Annotated in this window: 15 protein-coding genes and 1 pseudogene; 10 read left to right on the top strand and 6 right to left on the bottom strand. The window is 69.2% G+C overall.

The genetic code is table 11. From position 1 onward, the window contains the following. Window positions 1-37 precede the first annotated feature (37 nt). Window positions 38-961: a sugar phosphate isomerase/epimerase family protein gene (locus FHS42_RS10100; protein WP_184571191.1), complete on the bottom strand. Its 924-nt coding sequence runs from the start codon at window positions 959-961 to the stop codon at window positions 38-40. Between the two features lie 267 nt (window positions 962-1,228). Here FHS42_RS10100 and iolC point away from each other — a divergent pair, with 267 nt between their 5' ends. From iolC to FHS42_RS10060, 8 genes are all read left to right on the top strand, one after another. Then, window positions 1,229-2,218, top strand: coding sequence for a 5-dehydro-2-deoxygluconokinase (iolC, locus tag FHS42_RS10095; RefSeq protein ID WP_184571189.1), 990 nt, complete (start codon window positions 1,229-1,231; stop codon window positions 2,216-2,218). 465 nt (window positions 2,219-2,683) lie between these two features. Beyond that, window positions 2,684-3,571 carry a Cgl0159 family (beta/alpha)8-fold protein gene (locus tag FHS42_RS10090; protein ID WP_184571187.1) on the top strand — a complete coding sequence of 296 codons (888 nt, stop codon included), beginning with the start codon at window positions 2,684-2,686 and terminating at the stop codon, window positions 3,569-3,571. A gap of 29 nt (window positions 3,572-3,600) precedes the next feature. After that, on the top strand, window positions 3,601-4,596 hold the full coding sequence (gene iolB, locus FHS42_RS10085) for a 5-deoxy-glucuronate isomerase (protein WP_184571185.1): 996 nt from the start codon (window positions 3,601-3,603) through the stop codon (window positions 4,594-4,596). Next, a complete protein-coding gene (iolD, locus tag FHS42_RS10080; RefSeq protein ID WP_184571183.1) occupies window positions 4,593-6,470 on the top strand; it encodes a 3D-(3,5/4)-trihydroxycyclohexane-1,2-dione acylhydrolase (decyclizing) in 1,878 nt (625 codons plus the stop codon). The genes iolB and iolD overlap by 4 nt, the downstream gene beginning before the upstream one ends. A 254-nt stretch (window positions 6,471-6,724) precedes the next feature. Next, window positions 6,725-8,218, top strand: a complete 1,494-nt coding sequence (locus tag FHS42_RS10075) for a CoA-acylating methylmalonate-semialdehyde dehydrogenase (protein ID WP_184571181.1) — start codon at window positions 6,725-6,727, stop codon at window positions 8,216-8,218. 570 nt (window positions 8,219-8,788) lie between these two features. Further along, entirely contained in the window at window positions 8,789-9,277 is a 489-nt protein-coding gene (locus tag FHS42_RS10070; protein WP_184571179.1) for an ATP-binding protein, read from the top strand. Between the two features lie 274 nt (window positions 9,278-9,551). Beyond that, complete coding sequence (locus FHS42_RS10065; RefSeq protein ID WP_246494448.1) at window positions 9,552-10,079, top strand: hypothetical protein; 528 nt, start codon at window positions 9,552-9,554, stop codon at window positions 10,077-10,079. 154 nt (window positions 10,080-10,233) lie between these two features. Further along, a complete protein-coding gene (locus FHS42_RS10060; RefSeq protein WP_184571177.1) occupies window positions 10,234-12,483 on the top strand; it encodes an FUSC family protein in 2,250 nt (749 codons plus the stop codon). A gap of 164 nt (window positions 12,484-12,647) precedes the next feature. On the opposite strand, the gene FHS42_RS10055 is transcribed toward FHS42_RS10060, so the two are convergent. Continuing rightward, the gene (locus tag FHS42_RS10055; RefSeq protein ID WP_184571175.1) at window positions 12,648-13,184 is read right to left on the bottom strand and encodes a P-loop NTPase family protein; all 537 of its coding nucleotides are present in this window, start codon (window positions 13,182-13,184) and stop codon (window positions 12,648-12,650) included. Between the two features lie 165 nt (window positions 13,185-13,349). After that, window positions 13,350-14,309, bottom strand: a complete 960-nt coding sequence (locus FHS42_RS10050) for an alpha/beta hydrolase family protein (RefSeq protein ID WP_184571173.1) — start codon at window positions 14,307-14,309, stop codon at window positions 13,350-13,352. A 167-nt stretch (window positions 14,310-14,476) separates the two neighbouring features. Here FHS42_RS10050 and FHS42_RS10045 point away from each other — a divergent pair, with 167 nt between their 5' ends. Then, on the top strand, window positions 14,477-15,073 hold the full coding sequence (locus FHS42_RS10045) for a TetR/AcrR family transcriptional regulator (RefSeq protein ID WP_184571171.1): 597 nt from the start codon (window positions 14,477-14,479) through the stop codon (window positions 15,071-15,073). 228 nt (window positions 15,074-15,301) lie between these two features. Here the strand turns inward: FHS42_RS10045 and FHS42_RS10040 are convergent, their stop codons facing one another. Further along, on the bottom strand, window positions 15,302-15,874 hold the full coding sequence (locus tag FHS42_RS10040) for a GNAT family N-acetyltransferase (RefSeq protein WP_184571169.1): 573 nt from the start codon (window positions 15,872-15,874) through the stop codon (window positions 15,302-15,304). A gap of 329 nt (window positions 15,875-16,203) precedes the next feature. Here FHS42_RS10040 and FHS42_RS38160 point away from each other — a divergent pair. Further along, window positions 16,204-16,572 (top strand): annotated as a pseudogene (locus tag FHS42_RS38160) (DUF1062 domain-containing protein); the annotation flags it as partial. Window positions 16,573-17,083: 511 nt separating this feature from the next. Here FHS42_RS38160 and FHS42_RS10030 read toward each other — a convergent pair. Both FHS42_RS10030 and FHS42_RS10025 read right to left on the bottom strand, forming a co-directional pair. After that, complete coding sequence (locus FHS42_RS10030; RefSeq protein WP_184571165.1) at window positions 17,084-17,842, bottom strand: succinate dehydrogenase/fumarate reductase iron-sulfur subunit; 759 nt, start codon at window positions 17,840-17,842, stop codon at window positions 17,084-17,086. After that, complete coding sequence (locus tag FHS42_RS10025) at window positions 17,839-19,938, bottom strand: fumarate reductase/succinate dehydrogenase flavoprotein subunit (protein WP_246494447.1); 2,100 nt, start codon at window positions 19,936-19,938, stop codon at window positions 17,839-17,841. Before FHS42_RS10025 ends, FHS42_RS10030 begins: the two co-directional genes overlap by 4 nt. Between the last annotated feature and the right edge of the window lies 1 nt (window position 19,939).

Here is a 19,939-nt window from a genome sequence, read left to right as displayed (position 1 = left end):
GTGTGATCGTGCCATCCGGTGTGGCGCGGACGATGGGTCAGGCGCCGCAGCCGCGCAGATAGCGGCGGGTGCGCTGGGCGATCGCAAACGGCTGGTCGGGTGGGCAGGGGTACATGTCCTGTTCCACGATGGCGAACAGGTCGATGCCAAGGCCCTGGGCAGCGATGAGGACCGGTTCCAGAGCGGGTACTCCGGCCGGTGGTTCGCACATCACGCCACGCTGCACGGCGGGGCCGAACGGAATCTCGTTTTTGACCACGTCCGAGAGGATCACCGGATCGACCTGTTTGAGGTGCAGGTAGCCGATCCGCTCGCCGTAGGTTTCGATCAGCTTGACGCTGTCGCCACCGCAATAGCTGTAGTGCCCGGTGTCCAGACACAGGCTGACCAGTTCGGGGTCGGTGGCGTCGAGGAAGCGGGTCACGTTCTCCTCACCGTCAATGTGTGTGTCGGCGTGCGGGTGGACGACGATGTCCAGGCCGTAGCGGTCGCGCACCTGGTGGGCAAGGCGCTCCATGCCGGCGGTCAGCTCGTGCCATTGGGCCACGGTCAGTTCCGGGCTCTCGATGAGTTCGGCGGTCTTGTCATCGCGCCAGAAGGCGGGGATGACCACGAGGTGGCGGGCGCCCATGGCCCGCGTCAGCGCGGCCACCTGCGCGACGTGGTCCCAAGTCGCATCCCATACGGCCGGTCCGCGATGCAGCGCGGTGAAAACGGTGCCGGCGGAGACTTTGAGGCCGCGTTGGGCGGTCTCCTCGGTCAGTCGGGCGGGGTCGGTGGGCAGATAGCCGTAGGGGCCGAGTTCGATCCACTCATATCCGGCCTCGGTCACCTCATCGAGGAAGCGCCGCCACGGCGTCTGTTGGGTGTCGCTGGGAAACCAGACACCCCAGGAGTCGGGCGCTGACCCGACCCGGATGCGGTTTAGGGCGGTGGTGAGGGGCTGGTGGGCAGCGGCCATATGGCGCTCTCCTTTCGCCGGTCGTCGTGACCGGATCGTGGGATTCCCTTCGCGGGGCCGGGTGCGTATCGGTGGGCGGGGGTTGGTGGGTAGCTTTCCCGTCGCCTCCATGACTGTCAAGACTTAGTCCTGACATAAGGATGTAAGGTCAAATGGGCAAGTGGTGCGCAAGCGGTGCGTTCTTATGTCAGGACAAACTATTGACAGGTTGTGGGCGTCGCGATTAGACCTGTTGCTGAGTTTGCTGGCTGTAACGAAGGGGCGAGCATGACGGAGCCGTACGACCTGATCACGATGGGCCGCATCGGAGTCGATATCTACCCGTTGCAGATCGGCGTGCCGTTGGAGCACGTGGAGACATTCGGGAAGTACCTCGGCGGCTCTGCGACCAATGTCGCGGTGGCGGCAGCCCGACTCGGCCGCAGGAGCGCGGTGATTAGCCGCACTGGTGAGGACCCGTTCGGCGCGTACATCCACCAGGCGTTGCGTGAGTTCGGCGTGGACGACCGATGGGTGACCGGTGTCGAGGAGTACCCGACACCGGTCACCTTCTGCGAAATCTTTCCGCCCGACAACTTCCCGCTGTACTTCTACCGCCAGCCCAAGGCCCCCGATCTGGAAATTCATCCACACGAGCTCGATGTGGACGCGGTGCGCGCGGCACGGGTCTTCTGGATGACCGGCACCGGTCTGTGCGCGGAGCCCAGCCGCACGGCAACGCTTGCCGCGCTCGCCGCACGTTTCGCGGACCAGTCCGGGAGCACCGTCGCCAGCTCGGCCCCGGCCGTCCAGACCGCCACCATCTTCGACCTTGACTGGCGGCCGATGTTCTGGCGAGACCCGCAGGAGGCAAGGCCGTACTACGCCGAAGCGCTCCAGTACGCCACCGTCGCAGTCGGCAACCTCGATGAGTGTGAGATCGCCACCGGCGAGCGCGAGCCGCACGCGGCGGCCCGCGCGCTCCTTGACGCCGGTGTCGAGCTTGCCGTCGTCAAACAGGGCCCGGCGGGCGTCCTGGCCGTGCACCGCGACGGCACCACCGTCGAGATGCCATCCGTGTCCGTAAAGGTGGTCAACGGGCTGGGCGCGGGAGATGCGTTCGGCGGCTCGCTGTGCCATGGGTTGCTCGCCGGCTGGGAGTTGGAGCGCACCATGCGCCATGCCAATGCGGCAGGTGCCCTGGTCGCCTCTCGGCTGGCGTGTTCATCCGCGATGCCAACGCCGAAGGAGGTGGCGGATCTCCTTCAGCGATCATGACGGGAGTTAACCGTCGGACCAGGTCAGAAGCGGGTTGAGGCATACAAGGAGCGCCGTGTGGACCACTTGTCGCTTCCGACCCGGCGACGCATGGCCCCGGCGGTGTCTCGTCGCGGCCCGGCACCACCTCGGCCGCCGAGCCATCGCCCCGGGACGGCCCGCCCGGACCCCTGCCCGCCCGGACCCCTGCCCGCCCGGACCCCTGCCAATTGCCGACCTGTCGCCGTGCACCTGCCGCCGTGCACCCGTCGGTTGGAGCTCCCGCACCCCCGCCGCGGCGGCCACGCACCTCCTGCCGCCCCTTCCCATGCCGCCCCTCCCATACGGCCCGTTCCCGTCCGACTAGCGCCAGCACCGCCAGCACCGCCAGCACCGCCAGCACCGTCCGCACCGCCCGCGCCAGTACCGCCGGTCCCCGGCGGCGGTCCTGGTCCGCGCCCCTGACCAGCGAGAGAGAGCTTTCCCTTGACTATCCGTATCTCCGACATCGTGAAGGTGCGGACTCGGCATCCCGAGGCCATTGAGGAGGCCGCTGGGCGCCGGGCCAGGCGGCCGTTGATCGGGACCAGTGGGCGGCTTTTGATCATCGCCGCGGACCATCCGGCGCGGGGGGCGCTAGCGGTCGGGGGCCGTGAGTTGGCCATGGCCAATCGGGCGGACCTGCTGGAACGGCTGTGCCTTGCGCTCTCTCGGCCCGGCGTTGATGGAGTGCTCGGCACCGCCGACATCCTGGAGGACCTGCTGCTCATCGGCGCGCTGGAGGACAAGGTCGCGATCGGTTCGATGAACCGAGGCGGGCTGGCGGGGGCGGGTTTCGAGCTGGATGACCGGTTCACGGGTCATCGTGCCCAGGATGTGGCCCGGCTCGGGTTCGACGCAGGGAAGCTGCTGCTGCGCATCGACTACGAGGACCCCGGCTCGCTCGACACTCTGCATTCCGCCGCACGGGCCATCGACGATATGGCGGCGCACCGGTTGCCGGTCTTCGTGGAGCCGTTCATCTCCCGCCGGGTCGCGGGGAGGGTGCGCAACGATCTGAGCGCCCACGCCATCACCCGGTCCATCGCCATCGCCTCGGGGCTTGCCGGGACCTCCGCGTACACCTGGCTCAAGGTGCCGGTCACCGATGACCCGGAGGACATGGCGCGGGTCATGGAGACCTCGACGCTGCCCGCCGTCCTGCTCGGTGGCGACGTGGGCAAGGACGTCAAGGACCAGGAGCGGGCATACGAAAAGTGGCGGCACGCGCTGAAGCTACCCACCGTCCAGGGCCTTGTGGTCGGTCGCTCATTGCTCTATCCGGCGGATGGAGATGTCGCCGCCGCCGTGGACACCGCCGTAGGACTGCTGTAACCGCCGCCTTCCGCAGGAGACTTGATCGCATGACCGCCACCACCCCACAAAGTTTTCACCTACCGGCCCATAGCGCGGCCGATGGCCCGTACTCCCTCGCCATTGACCCCAAGCGCGCGGGTTGGGGCTACTCCTCGTTGCGCGTGCTCGACCTGCCGCCCGGCGGTACACACGAGTTGGTCACCGGCGAAAGTGAGTGGATCGTGCTGCCGCTGTCCGGTGGTTGCACGGTGTCCACTGGTGCGGACGTGTTCGACCTGCACGGCCGGGAGAACGTATTCAGCGGCGTCACCGACTTCGCGTATCTGCCGCGCGATGCCCACGCCCGCATCACCAGTGTGGCGGGGGGCCGGTTCGCGCTGACGGGGGCCCGCTGTGAGCAGGCGTTGCCTGCCCGCTACGGGCCGGCCTCCGCCGTCCCGGTGGAGTTGCGCGGTACCGGCGCCTGCTCCCGGCAGGTCAACAACTTCGGTGCGGCCGGGGTGTTCGCGTGCGACAAGCTCATCGCCGTTGAGGTGCTCACCCCCGGCGGCAACTGGTCTTCCTACCCGCCGCACAAGCACGATGAGTGCCGTCCTGGCGAGGAGTCTGAGCTGGAGGAGATCTACTACTTCGAGATCGCCGACGCGCACGGCACACCCGGGCTCGGCTACCAGCGCGTGACGCCTTCCGGGCCGGGCAGGGAGACCGACGTGCTCGCCGAGGTGCGTACCGGCGATGCCGTGCTGATCCCTGACGGCTGGCACGGTCCATCCATCGCCGCCCCGGGCCATCACCTGTACTACCTCAACGTCATGGCAGGGCCCGGCGCCGAGCGTGCCTGGTTGATCCGCGATCACCCCGACCACGCCTGGATTCGGGGTACCTGGCCCGAGCAGCCCGTCGATCCCCGACTCCCCTTCTACACCGCCCCACGCCCGGGGGGCCACCCGCCGAGCCTGTCCAGTCCATCGAGCCCAGCCAGTTCAGCTAACCCAGCCAGCCCAGCCAGATCAGCCAGCCCGCCGACAGGAGACGCCCGATGAGCACCCGACGCCTGACCGTGGCGCAGGCCCTGATCGAGTTCTTGGCCGTGCAGCACACCGAGCGCGACGGTCGCAGGCATCGTCTGATCAACGCCTGCTGGGGCATCTTCGGCCACGGCAACGTGGCTGGGATCGGGCAGGCCTTGCTAGAGACCGGCGACGCCGTTATGCCGTACCTCCAGGGCCGTAACGAGCAGGCGATGGTGCATGCCGCAGTCGGTTTCGCGCGGCAGTCGGACCGACTCGCCGCGCAGGCCGTCACCACCTCCATCGGCCCCGGCGCCACCAACCTCGTCACCGGCGCGGCGCTGGCCACCATCAACCGTCTGCCGGTGCTCCTGCTGCCCGGCGACGCCTTCGCCACCCGGCCCGCCGACCCGGTGCTCCAGCAGCTCGAAGTGCCGTACGCGGGCGACGTCTCCGTCAATGACGTGCTGCGTCCCGTCTCCCGCTACTTCGACCGCGTCACCCGCCCCGAGGCGCTGATTTCCGCCGCCCTTCAGGCCATGCGGGTGCTGAGCGACCCGGTGGAGACCGGCGCGGTGACCCTCGCGCTGCCGCAGGATGTGCAGGCCGAGGCGTACGACTGGCCCGAGGCATTCTTCGCCGAGCGGGTGTGGCACGTTCGCCGGCCTGCGCCCGATGCCGCCGCGCTGGCCGCCGCAGCGCAGGCGGTACGGGCCGCCCGGCGGCCCCTGCTCATCGCGGGTGGCGGCGTCCACCACAGCGAGGCCGAGGACGCGCTGCGCGCGTTCATCGACGCCACCGGCATCCCGGTGGCGTCCACCCAGGCCGGCAAGGGCTCGCTGCGTCATGACCATCCGGCCGACGTCGGCGGCATCGGGCATACCGGCACCGCCGTCGCCAACGACCTCGCCCGTACCGCCGACCTCGTCATCGGCGTCGGTACGCGCTACTCCGACTTCACCACCGCATCGGCGACGCTGTTCGCGGACCCCGCCGTCCGCTTCGTCAACCTCAACATCGCCGACTTCGACGGGCACAAGCTGGCCGCACTGTCGGTGGCCTGCGACGCTCGCGCGGGCCTTGAGGCGCTTGCCGACGCGCTGCACGGGCACCGGGTGCCCAGCGAGTACGAGGGGGAGTACGCGGCGGGCCGGGCCCGTTGGGAGGAGGTCGTCGAGCGCGCGTACGCCACACCGGACGAGGCTGCGCGGCCCACGCAGACACAGGTGCTCGGTGTGCTCGACGGGGTCGTCGGCGATCAGGACGTGGTGATCAACGCGGCCGGGTCGCTCCCCGGCGACCTCCACAAGCTGTGGCGCGCTCGTTCCCCGCGCCAATACCACCTGGAGTACGGCTACTCCTGCATGGGCTACGAGATCCCGGCCGCGATCGGTGTCCGCCTTGCAGCCCCTAACCGGCCGGTGTGGGCGTTGGTCGGCGATGGTACGTATCTGATGATGCCCACCGAGATTGTCACCGCGGTCCAAGAGGGCGTCAACATCAACATCGTGCTGATCCAAAACCACGGCTACGCCTCCATCGGTGGCCTGTCCGAGGCGACCGGTGGCGAGCGGTTCGGTACCGCGTACCGCTTTCGGGCCGCCGACCGTACGTACACGGGTCGGCCGCTGCCGGTCGATCTGGCCGCCAATGCGGCGAGCCTGGGCATCGAGGTGCTGCGCGCGGCGACGGTCGGTGAGCTACGTACCGCGGTCGCCACGGCTCGCGGCTCCGACCGGCCCACATGTGTCTATGTGGAGACCGAAACGGCCGACACAGTGTCTAGCGCTCCGGGCGCCCAGGCGTGGTGGGATGTTCCAGTCGCCGAGGCGGCAACGAGGCCAGCGGCGATCGAGGCGCGGAAGGAGTACGAGCGTCAAGTGGCCACCCGCCGCCACCACTTGTGACCCATGCCCCTACTTGTGACGACGTCCGGCGCCCACTTCGCTGGTATCGGGGCGCGGGCCCCGCTGCCCGGACAACCCGCCTCGCAACCGTCCGCACCTCCCGCGCTAACCCGTACATCCCGCAGCACCCGCAGCAACCCGTACATCCCGCACCACCCGCACCACCCGCACCACCCGAAGTTGCCGTGTCCGTGTCCGTGTCCGCGCTGCGCCCGCGTATCCGCGTGCCGTCTCGCAAGAAAGGTTCCGCACCCATGAAGACCATCGACCATTGGATCGGCGGCAAGCCCGTGGAGGGCACGTCCGGCGAGTACGGGCCGGTTACCGACCCGGCGACCGGCGTCCAGACCACCCGCGTCGCCCTCGCCTCGGCGGCAGAGGTGGACGCGGCCGTCGCGGCGGCGAAGGGCGCGTATGCCACTTGGGGTACCTCCTCGCTGGCGCAGCGCACCGCTGTCCTCTTCAAGTACCGCGAGCTGCTCGACGCGCACCGCGACGAGCTCGCCCTGCTGATCACCGCCGAGCACGGCAAGGTGCACTCGGACGCGCTGGGCGAGTTGGCGCGCGGCCTGGAGATCGTGGAACTCGCGTGTGGTATCCCGCAGTTGCTCAAGGGTGACCTGTCGTCGCAGGTCTCCACGCGGGTGGATGTCGCCTCGATCCGGCAGCCGCTGGGCGTGGTCGCGGGGATCGTGCCGTTCAACTTCCCCGCCATGGTGCCGATGTGGATGTTTCCGTTGGCGATCGCCTGCGGCAACACCTTCGTGCTCAAGCCGAGTGAGAAGGTGCCGTCAGCGGCCTACAAGCTGGCCCAGCTAGCGGCGCATGCCGGCCTGCCGGACGGTGTGCTCAACATCGTCAACGGCGATCGGGTGGCCGTGGACCGCCTCCTGGAGCACCCGGATGTCGCTGCCGTCAGCTTCGTCGGCTCCACCCCGGTCGCCCGACACATCTTCGCCACCGGCACCGCGAACGGGAAGCGGGTGCAGGCGCTCGGCGGCGCGAAGAACCACATGCTGGTACTCCCCGACGCCGACCTGGACGCGGCGGCAGACGCGGCGGTCTCGGCGGCCTACGGCTCCGCGGGCGAGCGCTGCATGGCCGTCTCCGCCATCGTCGCCGTGGGTTCCACCGCCGACCCGCTGATCGAGAAGATCACCGAGCGCGCCGCAAAGATCAAGATTGGGCCCGGTGACGATCCGGCGTCCGAGATGGGCCCGTTGATCACCAAGGCGCATCGGGACAAGGTCGCCTCGTATGTGCGCGGTGCGAGTGCGCAGGGTGCCGATGTCGTCCTGGACGGCACCGGCTTCACGGTCGAGGGCTTGGAGGACGGCCACTGGATCGGCCTTTCCCTGCTCGACAAGGTCTCGACCACATCGGATGCCTACCGTGACGAGATCTTCGGCCCGGTCCTGTCCATGCTGCGGGTGGACACGTATGAGGAGGGGGTCGAGTTGATCAGCGCCTCGCCGTTTGGCAACGGCGCCGCCATCTTCACCCGCGACGGCGGCGCCGCCCGGCGCTTCCAGATGGAGGTCCAGGCGGGAATGGTCGGCGTCAACGTGCCCATCCCGGTTCCGGTCGGCTACCACTCCTTCGGCGGCTGGAAGGACTCGATCTTCGGCGACCACCACATCTACGGCAACGACGGCGTCCGCTTCTACACTCGCGGCAAGGTGATCACCACCCGTTGGCCGAACCCGGAGGACGGTGGCGTGGACCTGGGCTTCCCCAGTAACCGCTAATCTCCCGGTCGGCCCGCTGGTGCGGCCCATCTGCCCAGCGGGTGCGGGGTGTGCCGGGTGCCCTCAGCAGGGCTCCGGGCCCTCAGCGGGGCCCCAGCGCCGCCGTGGCTCGGGGGCGCGCTGGCGCACCGCAGCGAGAGCGGTCATGGACGGCGTACAGCGATGACCAATGGCGCTCAGCAGCGCTCAGCAATGGTCACTAATAGCTACGAATGGTCACTGGTGGCCAATGCTGCGAAGGGTGCGGGAGGGCGCTGGGCGCCGTTGAGTGGCGCGTTGAGGGCAGCGGATGGGGCGCTGCGGGCTGGTGGTTCCGGTGGTTGTGCTGGGAATCGGTGAAGGGTGAGGTGTGGGGGGTAAGTGGGGCGGCTTGGGCCGAGGAGAGGGATGGGATTCGGCGCGTCCGGCTCGGCAATGTGGAACCGGATAGCCAACTACCCTCGGTAATGAACCGATCACCTGCGCTCTGCGTCCGGAAGTGCATCGCTGCTCGGGAACTCCCGAGTACGGCGGTGCCACCGGTTGGCGCCTCGTGCGGCGTCACATCGCCCATCGCAGAGGAGAAATCCCATGATCGTCGATGCCTCAGTAGCATCAACCGCCCAGGCCGTAACCTCCGTCGCCCCGACCGCGGTCACCCCGCAGGCCCCGCTCGGCACATGGCGATACACGCTGCACCTTCCTCACAGCCCCCTCGCCCCGAGCGTCGCGCGGGCCACCGTCCGCACCGTGCTGCGCGCCCACGGCCCCATCGAGCTCACCGACCGCGCTGAGCTGCTGGTTTCGGAGTTGGCCAGCAATGCCTACCGGTACGCGAGAGGGCCGGCCTCGCTGCGGATCTCCTGGCGCGCAGGGGTGCTGCGGATCAGTGTGCGGGACTCCAGTCCGCAGTTTCCTGATCCGCCGGGGGTGGGGGAGTGGGATCTCACCGGGGAGAGCGGAAGGGGGCTGCGCTTGGTGAGCGAGTGTTCGGACGCATGGGACTGCTATCGGCTCACAGGGCGCGGTCGGCAGGCGCGTGGAAGCGGCAAGGTCGTGTGGTGTGAGCTGACCGCGTGACCGTGCGCTGGCGTACCAGAATGCGCTGGTGTGTGACGGACACGCGGGGGCGGTACGCGGACGACGCCTGCGGGCCAGGGGGCAGCGGGTGGGGCCAGCGGGCGGGGCTACGGCAACGGCAGGGCCAGCGGCAGCAGCAGGGCTGGCAGCAGCGGCGAGGGCCGGCGCGGGACGGGGAGTGTGTCGGCGCGAGATGCTCCCGAAGCGCCGGGAGTCGGTGCAACCATTCGGGCGGCTGCCGTGTCTTTCCAGGTAACACCTCATAGTCGTGCTAATGAGCACAAACTATGGCATTGGAGGGATCACCGTGTCGCATTTCTCACGACGACCGGCCCTGTACGTCGCCACCTGTGTGAGCGCCCTCGGACTCGGCATCGCCGCCTCCGTACCGGCGGCGGCGTCCTCGGCGTCCCCGGCGTCCCCGGCGTCCTCGGCGTCCTCGGCGCCAAGCACCGACGCGACCACCCGTCAGTACGAGGCCGAGCAGGTGCACCACTTCCTGGAGGGCTTTTACGGGAACCACGGCCCGCGTTCCTGGGAGCGGGAGAACTTGGTTGCCGACCAGCTCAAGGAGAAGGCCGCGCAGACCCCCGACTACGACCTCTTGCTGTGCGCGCAGAACACGCCCCAGGACATCGAGATCGGCCCCGTCACGACCGCCCAGTCGGCGGGCATGGGTTGGGCGCCCGTGACGACGCACTGGAAGGGGGGCGACCGCGAAGTCTTCACCGCGTACGTCGGGCTCGACGCCAGCAAGCCGATCAAGCTGACCGACATCAGTTGCACGGCGCCGAACAACTGAGGCGCCGCGCGAGCACACCAGCCGGGGCGCAGGCCCCGCCCTCCGGTTTCGGTGAGCCTGAGGCCCGGTGGCCGGTGTGGCCACGGCGTGCTGCCTGCCTGGGTTGATGGGTGCGGGTTCCGGTTGTAGGTGATCAGCGCCGTATTCTCGGCGTATGACCTGGTCGCGCGCCCTTAAGGAGACCGCCCGCACCGGACTGACCATTGAACGCACCAGACTGGAGCCGCTGGTCGCGCTGCGGGGCGCGTGCGGGGTCGCCATCGTCATTGGGCTGATTCTCTGGCTCGGTTCGCCGCCGCTCGCGGTGTCGTCCGCCTTCGGGGCGTTTGCCTCCGGCATCGCGACGTTCCAACGCAGTTGGCGGCCCAGGCCGGTCCTTGCCCTCGCCGCGGCGGCCGGCCTCGCGGTCAGTACCTTCTTCGGCTATCTGGCTGCCGCGCATCCCCTGCCGTTCGTGCTGCTGCTCGCCGGCTGGTCGTTGCTCGCGGGCATGGCCTGGGCGGTGGGGCCCGTTACGGGTCTGGTGGCGACGCAGATGGTGGCCGTCATGCTGGTGACGGTCACGCTGCCGACCTCGGTGTTCGGTGCCGTGGAACATGCCGCGCTGATCGCCTTCGGCGGCCTGGTGCAGGCGGCGCTCATCGTGCTCGTACCGATCCGACCCTGGGGCGCGCAGCGCGATGCGCTGGCCGACGCGTTTGCCGCCGAGGCCGACTTCGCTCGCCGGCTGCGGGACGATCCGGTGGCCCCCTTCGATCCCCAGCCGTTGATGAATGCCCGGCACGCCGCTGCGATGACACCACGTCAGGCCCGGCGCAGGCCCCGCCAGCTCCGTGGCTACCGTGCACTGGCCGAGCGCATCCGCCCGGTACTCGCCTCGCTCGCCGACCCGGTGATCGGCGCCCCCGCCGAGGGGCCAGAACGCGACCGGGTCCGCGACCTGTTGGACGCGGCGGGGACCGTACTGGACGCGGTCGCGCACGCCATCCGCTGGGGCAAGCCGGTGCGCTTGCCATCCGAGGCGATGACCGTCCTGGAGGTGCCGGCGGCAGGCCCGATACTGCAAGGCGCCGCACGTCGCTCCGCGCTACGGCTGATGGCGCTGCTCGCCGACGTGGTCGAGTCGGCCGATGAGCCACTGGAGACGGTCGAGCCGGTACGCCCCACCCCACGACCCCCCTCCGACCAGCACGGCCCCACACCGCAAGACACCCAACAACAGGCGAGCTCCGGACAACGACCGAGCGCCGCCAAGCAGTCAGCCTCCGCCAAGCAGTCGGCCTCCGGTCAGCGGGCCGGTTCGGGCGTGGAGGCCGTTGCCGTGCGAAATGCGCTGCTGCGCCCGACCGTGCCGCGGCTGGTCCCGGTCGCGCTGCGCGCGTTGCGCCGTGAGGTGCGCTGGTCATCGCCCGTACTGCGGCACGCCATGCGGCTGGCGGCGGTGGCCTGCGCCGGCTATCTGTTGGGCCTCGTGATGCCGCTCGGGCACGGCTACTGGGCGCCCATGGCTTCCGTGATGGTGATGCGGCCCGACTTCGAGCAGACGTACTCACGTGGCGTCGCCCGGTTCGCCGGAACGCTGGTGGGGGTGCTGCTCGGTGGCGCGGCGGTGGCACTCGGCCACCCCGGCGAGTACGTGAGCGCGGCGCTCGCCGTGCTGTGCGTGGGCCTGCTGTACCTGCTGCTGCGTACCGGGTTCACCGTGGCCTCGGCGTGCATCAGCGCGTACGTCATCTTCCTGCTCGGCATCGCGGGGGAGGGTTGGTCCCAGACGGTGCAGGACCGGGTGGGGCTCACGTTGCTCGGTGGGTTGCTGGCGATGGCCGCGTACGCCCTGTTTCCGGCGTGGGAGACGCCGAAGCTGCGGGATCGGCTCGCGGACTGGCTGGTGGCGAACGGCCGGTACGCGATCGCCGTGTTCATCGGCCACGCCCGGCCGCTCGAACGCAGGCCGCGGCACGTGCGCGAGGCGCTGCTCGACGCTCGCGCAGCGCGGATGGGCTGGGAGCAGAGTGAAGCCCGCGCGCAGGCGGAACCCGTACGGCACCGGGGCATTTCGCGCCGCTCGGCCGGCGCGGCGCAGACCGCGCTGTCCACGATGGGGCGGGTGACGATGCTCCTGGAGGCCCATCCGCCGGACCGGGACGCGCCCCCGTCACCGGAGGCCGCGGAGTTCGCGGCGGCCCTGCGTGCCGCGCTGCCGGACGCGGCCACGGCCGTACGGGAGCGGCAGCCGCTCGACTGGAGCGCGGTGCACGCGGCGCTGGACACATGGCGGGACCGGGAGGGCACCGCGGCATTGCCGGTGCGGTGTGCGGAACTCCTGGTGGATGCGCTGGACGAGTTGGAGGGCGCGCTTTCCCGGGGGCCAGGCGGCCGAAACCGCCCGCGGCGCCGGCCCTGAGCCCGCCCCGAGACGCGGTCCATCGTCCCCGAGAGCCAGAATCCAGCGAACCCGCCCGCGTAACCCGCCCGCGTAACCCGCCCGCCTAACGCGCCCCCCGTAACCCGCCCCCGTAACTCGGCCCTCAGCGGCCCTCAGCGGCCCTCAGCGGCCCTCAGTGGCTCTCAGCGGTGGAGCGTGGGCAGGCTCGACAGGCCCGTATCCCGCAGGATGCGGTCGGCCGTTTCCGTGCGGAGGCTGTCGGCGCCGATCACGGTCTCCGTGTCGCCGCGCAGGAGGTCGAGCGGCTGGTACCAGGCGCGTAGCTCTGCCTCGCCGTACTCGCTCGGCTGGGGCTTGGAGGCGTGCCGGCGCAGCGTTTCGGCGAAGGGGACGTCCAGGTAGTACAGATGGGTGAGGCCGCGATGGTCGCGGTGGAGGCGCCCGAGCATGGGGCCGTAGCGTGCCGCGGAGAGAATGCCTTCGAGGACGACGTGGTAGCCGGCGTCGAGCGCATAGCGGGCCACGGTGTCGATCAGGCCGATGTTCGCACCGCCGGGGGCATCGGGCTCGTGCAGGACGACCCGACGCAGGTTGTCCTGTGCGACCAGGGCCAGGCCGGGTCCGAATCGTTCGCGCATCTCGGCGGCCACGGCTGACTTGCCCGATGCCGAGTTGCCGCGCAGGATGACCAACCGGGTTTCCGCAGTGCCTACCGTCATCCGCGTCACGCTACCGGCCTTGACGGCGCGTAAGAAAACGTGTTCTACCTTCCGCTTATGCCTGGCCCACGCCGCGTTCTTCTCGGGCCCGCAATCGGACGGTGGCGCCTCGTTGGCCCGGTTACTCGCTTACTCGCTTACTCGGCTACTCGGACCTACTTGGACCTACTTGGATTCGACGCGGCCGAGCGGGTTGGGGTCGGCCGCCAGCGCGTCACACGCCGCCTGCCAGGCGGGATCTCCGGGGTAGAGCTCTGTGCGCAGGTAGGCCCAGGTAAGTCGTTGGACCGCGGATACTCGCTCGGGGCTTTCGTCCGTGGTTTCGGCGACGTCATATCCAGCGATCCCGCCGAGCCCGTGCTCCGCGTCGAACAGGGTGAGCAGGGATTTGGGGCCGGGGGCGAGGACGTATGGATCGGTGTGCCAGTCCGGGCCCCGAACCGTCAGATGGGTAGCGGTGTCCTGGTCGCCTGCGACTACGAGAGCAGGCGTCGTCATGGTGGAGAAGTCCGTGGTCAGGAGGAAAGGCAGGGCCTCGGCTATGGATGCGTTGAGGGCATCGCCACCGCGGCCGGGTACGGCAAGCAGGAGGCCCGCCTTGATACGGGAGTCGGTCAGGTCTACTTCCTTTCCGTCCTGCGGGTCGGTGAGCCGGGTGCCCAGCAGCAGGCTCGCGGTGTGCCCGCCCATCGAGTGCCCGGCTACCGCGATCTTGCTGTGGTCCAGACGCCCGAGGAGTTGCGGGACGGCGGCCTCGATCACGTCGAGTTGGTCGATGATGCGCCGCATGTCCTCGGCCCGGGATCGCCAGTACAAGGGCGCCCCGGGGGCGTCGGGGGCCAGGCTCAGCGTCCTGGAGCTCAGATGGGTGGGCTGGATGACGACGAAGCCGTGTGCCGCCCAGAAGTTGGCGAGGGGGGCGTAACCGTTCAGCGAGGAAAGGTGGTTCGAATAGCCCTGACCGTGCGAGAGGAGGATGACTGGCAGGTCGCTGCCGGTCACGGGCGCGGAGACGCGCATCTCCAGGTCCACGGCTCGGTCGGGAGTTGACAGCACTACCGGACTGACCGACAGGACGGCCGTGGGTGAGCTGAGGGCGTCGGCTGGGTACGTCGATTCACTCATGATGCGCGATTCCCTTCGATGGCCTGTGCCGCCGGCGCCGTATGCGATGGGCGGCGGACGAGGCGGTCAGGATGCCCGGCTTCAGCTAGGCTGCAAGCGGAGCGTTGTTCCGATTACGATACGGAGCGCTGTTCCGCTTTGTCAATCGGCGTCGGAAGGAGAGCGTGGTGTCCGCTTCAAGCCCCTCCGGGGAGGTGCCGGCCCGCGGCAAGCGGGCCGATGCGGTGCGCAACCAACAGGCGCTGCTTTCCGCCGCAGCCGCGGTGTTCGTCACCTCTGGTGTCGATGCGCCCATCCGGGAAATCGCGGCCACAGCAGGCGTCGGCATGGGGACGATCTATCGCCACTTCCCGACTCGGGCGGATCTCGTCGTCGCCGTCTACCGCCACCAGGTCGATGCCTGCGCCGAGGCCGGGCCAACCCTGCTGACCAGCGCCGAATCCCCGTTCGCGGCGCTCCGTCAGTGGATCGACCTCTTCGTTGACTTCTTGGTCACCAAGCACGGACTCGCCACCGCGATGCAGTCCGACAGCAGCGGCTTCGACGCGCTACACGCCTACTTCCTCGACCGCTTGGTGCCCGTCTGTGCGCAACTGCTCGATGCCGCAGTCACCGCCGGCGACATCAGGCCAGGCACGCACGCCTACGAACTCATGCGCGGCATCGGCAACCTCTGCATCGGACGCGACAACGACCCTCGCTACGACCCCCGCCGACTGGTCGAACTGCTCCTTCAGGGACTACAGCGACCGCAGTCACCCTGACGACACGGCGAGCCCGTACGCGGCGCGGCGAGCCCGTAGAGGCGCGGAACGAGCACGGTGGCCGCGCACCCTCGAAGGCGTCACCGTCCGGGTCGCCCAGCGCATCCTCGCGATGGTCACGGCCATCTGGCACACACCACAAGACCGGCGCTCCGGGCCTGCGATCGCTGACCGCTTGTCGATCGCTGCCCACCGTCCGGCGGGCCGTTAAGACGCCGGGCTGATCTATCAGCGCAGGTCAAGCCGCATCAGAACGCGGGGGTGGCCGGCCAGTACCGAGGTGGTGTCGGCGGCGTGGGCGAACCCGGCGCGCTCGAAGTTCTTCCGAATCCCGGCGTACGCCATCGTCAGGTCTACCTTGGCGCCACCGCTGTCGAGCGGGTACGCCTCGATCGCCGGCGCGCCGTGGGCACGGGCGAACTCGACCGCACCGGCAATCAGGGCGTGCGAGATTCCCCTCCCGCGATAACCAGGGCGTACCCGGATGCACCACAGCGACCAGACCGGCAGGTCGTCGACGTGCGGGATCTTACGGCTGCGCGCGAAGGAGGTGTCCGAGCGCGGCGCCACGGCGGCCCAGCCGACCGGCTCATCGCCGTCGTAGGCGAGCACCCCGGGCGGGGGCTCCGCACGGCACAGCTCGGCGACGTACTCACCGCGAGCCGGCCCGCGAAGCTCGTTGTTGAGCTTGGACGGGACCCGGTAGCTCAGGCACCAGCAGACGTTGGCCCCAGGTGACTTCGGACCGACCAGGGTACGGACGTCCTCTACAACTGAAGCCGCGCGAACTGCAATGGTCATGGCCTCACGATGCCACGACGTACCTGCTGACACCGCACACACCCGATGACGCAGCACCACGACACCGGAACTGCTCATCCGGGCACGGCCGGTGGGCCGAGCAGTGCGGGCCAGGCCAGGCATCGCCATCCGCCCGAAACTCAGTGGAGCCATGCTCCCGTGTGCCGTTACCGTTCTTCCGCCCACAGTCGCCCTGTCAAGGACGTGCCGATGTACACCAAGTGAGACCTCCTGAGCGCTGATTCGTCGCGCGTCGCCCGTGTGCGCCGTGCTCTTTTTCGCTGCGGTCTTCTCACTGGAACCGGTGTATTTCTGTGTCCAAAAACCGGGTGGTCGTGCCCACCTGCCTGCCGATAGTCCTCCGCCGTTGCCACAGGTGCGCTCCCAGGCGCTTCCGGTCGAACGGAGAGTTCCGCGGCGACGCGAACCACAAGCTCCTCGACGCCAGGCTCCTCGCACTGTGCACCGAGTGCGGGAACACGATCAAGCTCACTGTCCCGGAGCGGATAAACGTGAGTTCCGTGCAACCCGACCTCCTGAACCTGCTGTACGCCAACGCCAACGCCAACGCCAACGCCAACGCCAACGCCAACGAAAGCGCCAGCGCCACCCACAGCAAACCTGGCCTGGCAGCTGGACTGCTCCACGACCTGGCCGGGTGGCGCCGCGATGTGGGTGGCTCGGGTCGAACCGAGCGGCCGGCCTGGCAGTCGCCGTACGGTCCACCGCCGCACCGGGCGCATCGCGGCCGGTGGGCGCCGGTGCCGGTGTTGGCCAGCTCTCGATGCGCTGTGCGGCGCGGATACTTGTGCGGTCGGCGCGACTGAGCGCCGACGGTTTCTGTATTCACGAAATGCATGAAGTGCACGGAATACACGAAATGCACGAGTTTCATGAGTTGCACGAGCCGAGGTCGCAGACTGCTTGCCGGGTGATTCCGTCGCGACCACCAACTCGCCCCGGTGCACCGGGAGAACAAGCCTCAAAAACGCCCTAACCCGGTCATAGGAAGCGGCCCGAGGTCAGTACCCAGTGACCCCGGGCCGCGTGTGGGGGCCCGTGCCTCGCCCGCAGGGGCCGCCCACGTTCTCGGTGCCGCCGTGTGGAGGCGGGGCGGAGCCATGTCTCGTACGACCTCACCCCACCCCACGGGGGTAAGGCGGGGGGAGGCCGCGCGGGACACGGAGACCGCCGAAGCGGGCCGACGAGCTAGCTGTTGCGGCGCTGGCCGCCCTTGATCGTGGCCCGCAGGTACTCCCTGTTCATCGTGGCGATCGAGTGGAGCGGGATGCCCTTGGGGCACGCCGTAGCGCACTCCCCGGTGTTGGTGCAGCCGCCGAAGCCCTCCGCGTCCATCGTGTCGATCATGTCGAGCACCCGGCTTTCGCGCTCCGGGCCGCCCTGGGGCAGGACGTTGAGGTGGACGACCTTGGCGGAGGTGAACAACATCGCCGAACCGTTCGGGCAGGCCGCCACGCAGGCGCCGCAGCCGATGCACTCCGCGTTCTCGAACGCCAGGTCGGCGACGGCCTTGGGCACCGGCGTTGCGTGCGCCTCCGGGGCGCTGCCGGTGGGGGCGGAGATGAAACCGCCGGAGCCGACGATCCGATCGAACGCCGAGCGGTCCACCACCAGGTCCTTGATGACCGGGAACGCCGACGCCCGCCAGGGCTCGATGTCGATCGTGTCGCCGTCGGTGAAGTGCCGCATGTGCAACTGGCAGGTGGTGGTGCGCTCGGGGCCGTGGGCCTGCCCGTTGATGACCATGCCGCAGGCACCGCAAATCCCCTCGCGGCAGTCGTGGTCGAAGGCGACGGGCTCATCTCCGCCGAGGATGAGTTCCTCGTTGAGATGGTCGAGCATCTCCAGGAACGACATGTCCTCGCTGATCCCGTCCACCTCGTAGGTGGTCATGACGCCCGGCTCGTCGGGGCCGTGCTGGCGCCAGATGCGCAGGGTGAGCCTCATGCGTAACTCCGCTGGGTGGGGTGGACGTACTCGAAGTTCAGGGCCTCGCGGTGGAGCACCGGGGCGCTGCCGGCGCCGGTGTATTCCCAAGCCGCGGCGTACGAGAACGACTCGTCGAGTCGCAGCGCCTCGCCGCCATCGGTCTGGCTCTCCTCGCGGAAGTGGCCGCCACAGGACTCCTTGCGGTGCAGCGCGTCCAGGCACATCAGCTCGGCCAACTCCAGGTAGTCCGAAATCCGATTGGCCTTCTCCAGCGACTGGTTCAACTCTTCGCCGCTGCCCGGCACCTTGATTCGGCGCCAGAACTCTTCACGCAGCGACGGAATGCGCTCCAGTGCCTTGCGGAGCCCCGTTTCGGTGCGGGCCATGCCGCACTCGTCCCACAGCAGTTCGCCCAGCTCCCGGTGGAAGGAGTCGGGGGTGCGATCGCCGTTGTTGGACAGCAGTGCGTAGAGCCGGTCGGTGACCGCGGTGACCGCCTCGTGCACGGCAGGATGATCCTGGGCCACCTCCTCATGGGGGTGGCGGGCCAGATAGTCGTTGATGGTGGCCGGGAGGACGAAGTAGCCATCGGCAAGCCCCTGCATCAGGGCGGAGGCGCCGAGCCGGTTGGCGCCGTGGTCGGAGAAGTTGGCCTCGCCGACCGCGAACAGGCCCGGCACCGTGGTTTGCAGGTCGTAGTCCACCCACAGGCCGCCCATCGTGTAGTGGATGGCCGGGTAGATGCGCATCGGCACCTCGTACGGATTCTCCGCGGTGATCCGCTCGTACATCTCGAAGAGGTTGCCGTACTTCTCCTCCACCGCCTTGCGGCCCAGCCGCCCGATGGCGTCGGCGAAGTCCAGATACACGCCCTGCCCACCGGGGCCGACGCCGCGCCCCTCGTCGCAGACGTTCTTGGCGGCGCGCGAGGCGATGTCTCGCGGCACCAGGTTGCCGAAGGCCGGGTAGATCCGCTCCAGGTAGTAGTCCCGCTCGTCTTCGGGGATCTGCGCGGGCGGGCGGTTGTCGTCCTTGGCCTTGGGCACCCAGATGCGCCCGTCGTTGCGCAGCGACTCGCTCATCAGCGTCAGCTTCGACTGGTGGTCGCCCGAGCGCGGGATGCACGTCGGATGGATCTGGGTGAAGCAGGGGTTGGCGAAGTAGGCGCCCTTGCGGTGCGCTCGCCAAATGGCGGTGGCGTTGGAGTTCTTGGCGTTGGTGGACAGGTAGAAGACGTTGCCGTACCCGCCGGATGCCAGCACCACCGCGTCGGCGAGATACGTGGACACCCTGCCCGTGATCAGGTCGCGGGCCACGATGCCGCGCGCCCGGCCGTCGATGACGATCAGGTCGAGCATCTCGGTACGTGGGTGCATCTCCACATGGCCCGCCGCGATCTCCTTCGACAGTGCCTGGTAGGCGCCAAGCAGCAGTTGCTGACCCGTCTGGCCGCGGGCGTAGAAGGTCCGCGAGACCTGTACGCCGCCGAACGAGCGGGTGTCGAGCAGCCCACCGTATTCGCGGGCGAACGGCACGCCCTGCGCCACGCACTGGTCGATGATCTCCACCGACGTCTCGGCGAGCCGGTGCACGTTGGACTCGCGGGCGCGGAAGTCGCCGCCCTTGACGGTGTCGTAAAACAGCCGCCGTATCGAGTCTCCGTCGTTGCGGTAGTTCTTGGCGGCGTTGATGCCGCCCTGCGCGGCGATGGAGTGGGCGCGGCGCGGGGAGTCCTGGTAGCAGAACTGCACGACGTGGTAGCCCTGTTCGGCCAGCGTCGCCCCGGCGGCACCACCGGCGAGGCCGGTGCCGACCACGATGACGGTGTACTTGCGCCGGTTGGCCGGGTTGACCAGCTTCGCCTCGAAGCGGCGGGTTTTCCAACGTTCCTCGATCGGGCCCTTCGGCGCCTTGGTGTCCACCAAGGGCACGCCCACCGAGTACGCGGCGTAGTCACCCGCGGCGGCGGCGCCACCGGAAAGGGCGCTGGAGGCGCGGGAGCCGGCGATCACCCCCGGGGCCGCGTTGTCAGTAGGAGGCACGCCAGAAGCCGCGTCCGAGGCCGTATCAGAGGTCGGGTCAGCGGCGGTTGCGTGCGAAGTCGCGTCAGCCATG

Source organism: Streptomyces zagrosensis (assembly GCF_014203645.1).
Lineage (GTDB): Bacteria > Actinomycetota > Actinomycetes > Streptomycetales > Streptomycetaceae > Streptomyces > Streptomyces zagrosensis.
This window is presented reverse-complemented; position numbering and strand designations above follow the sequence as displayed.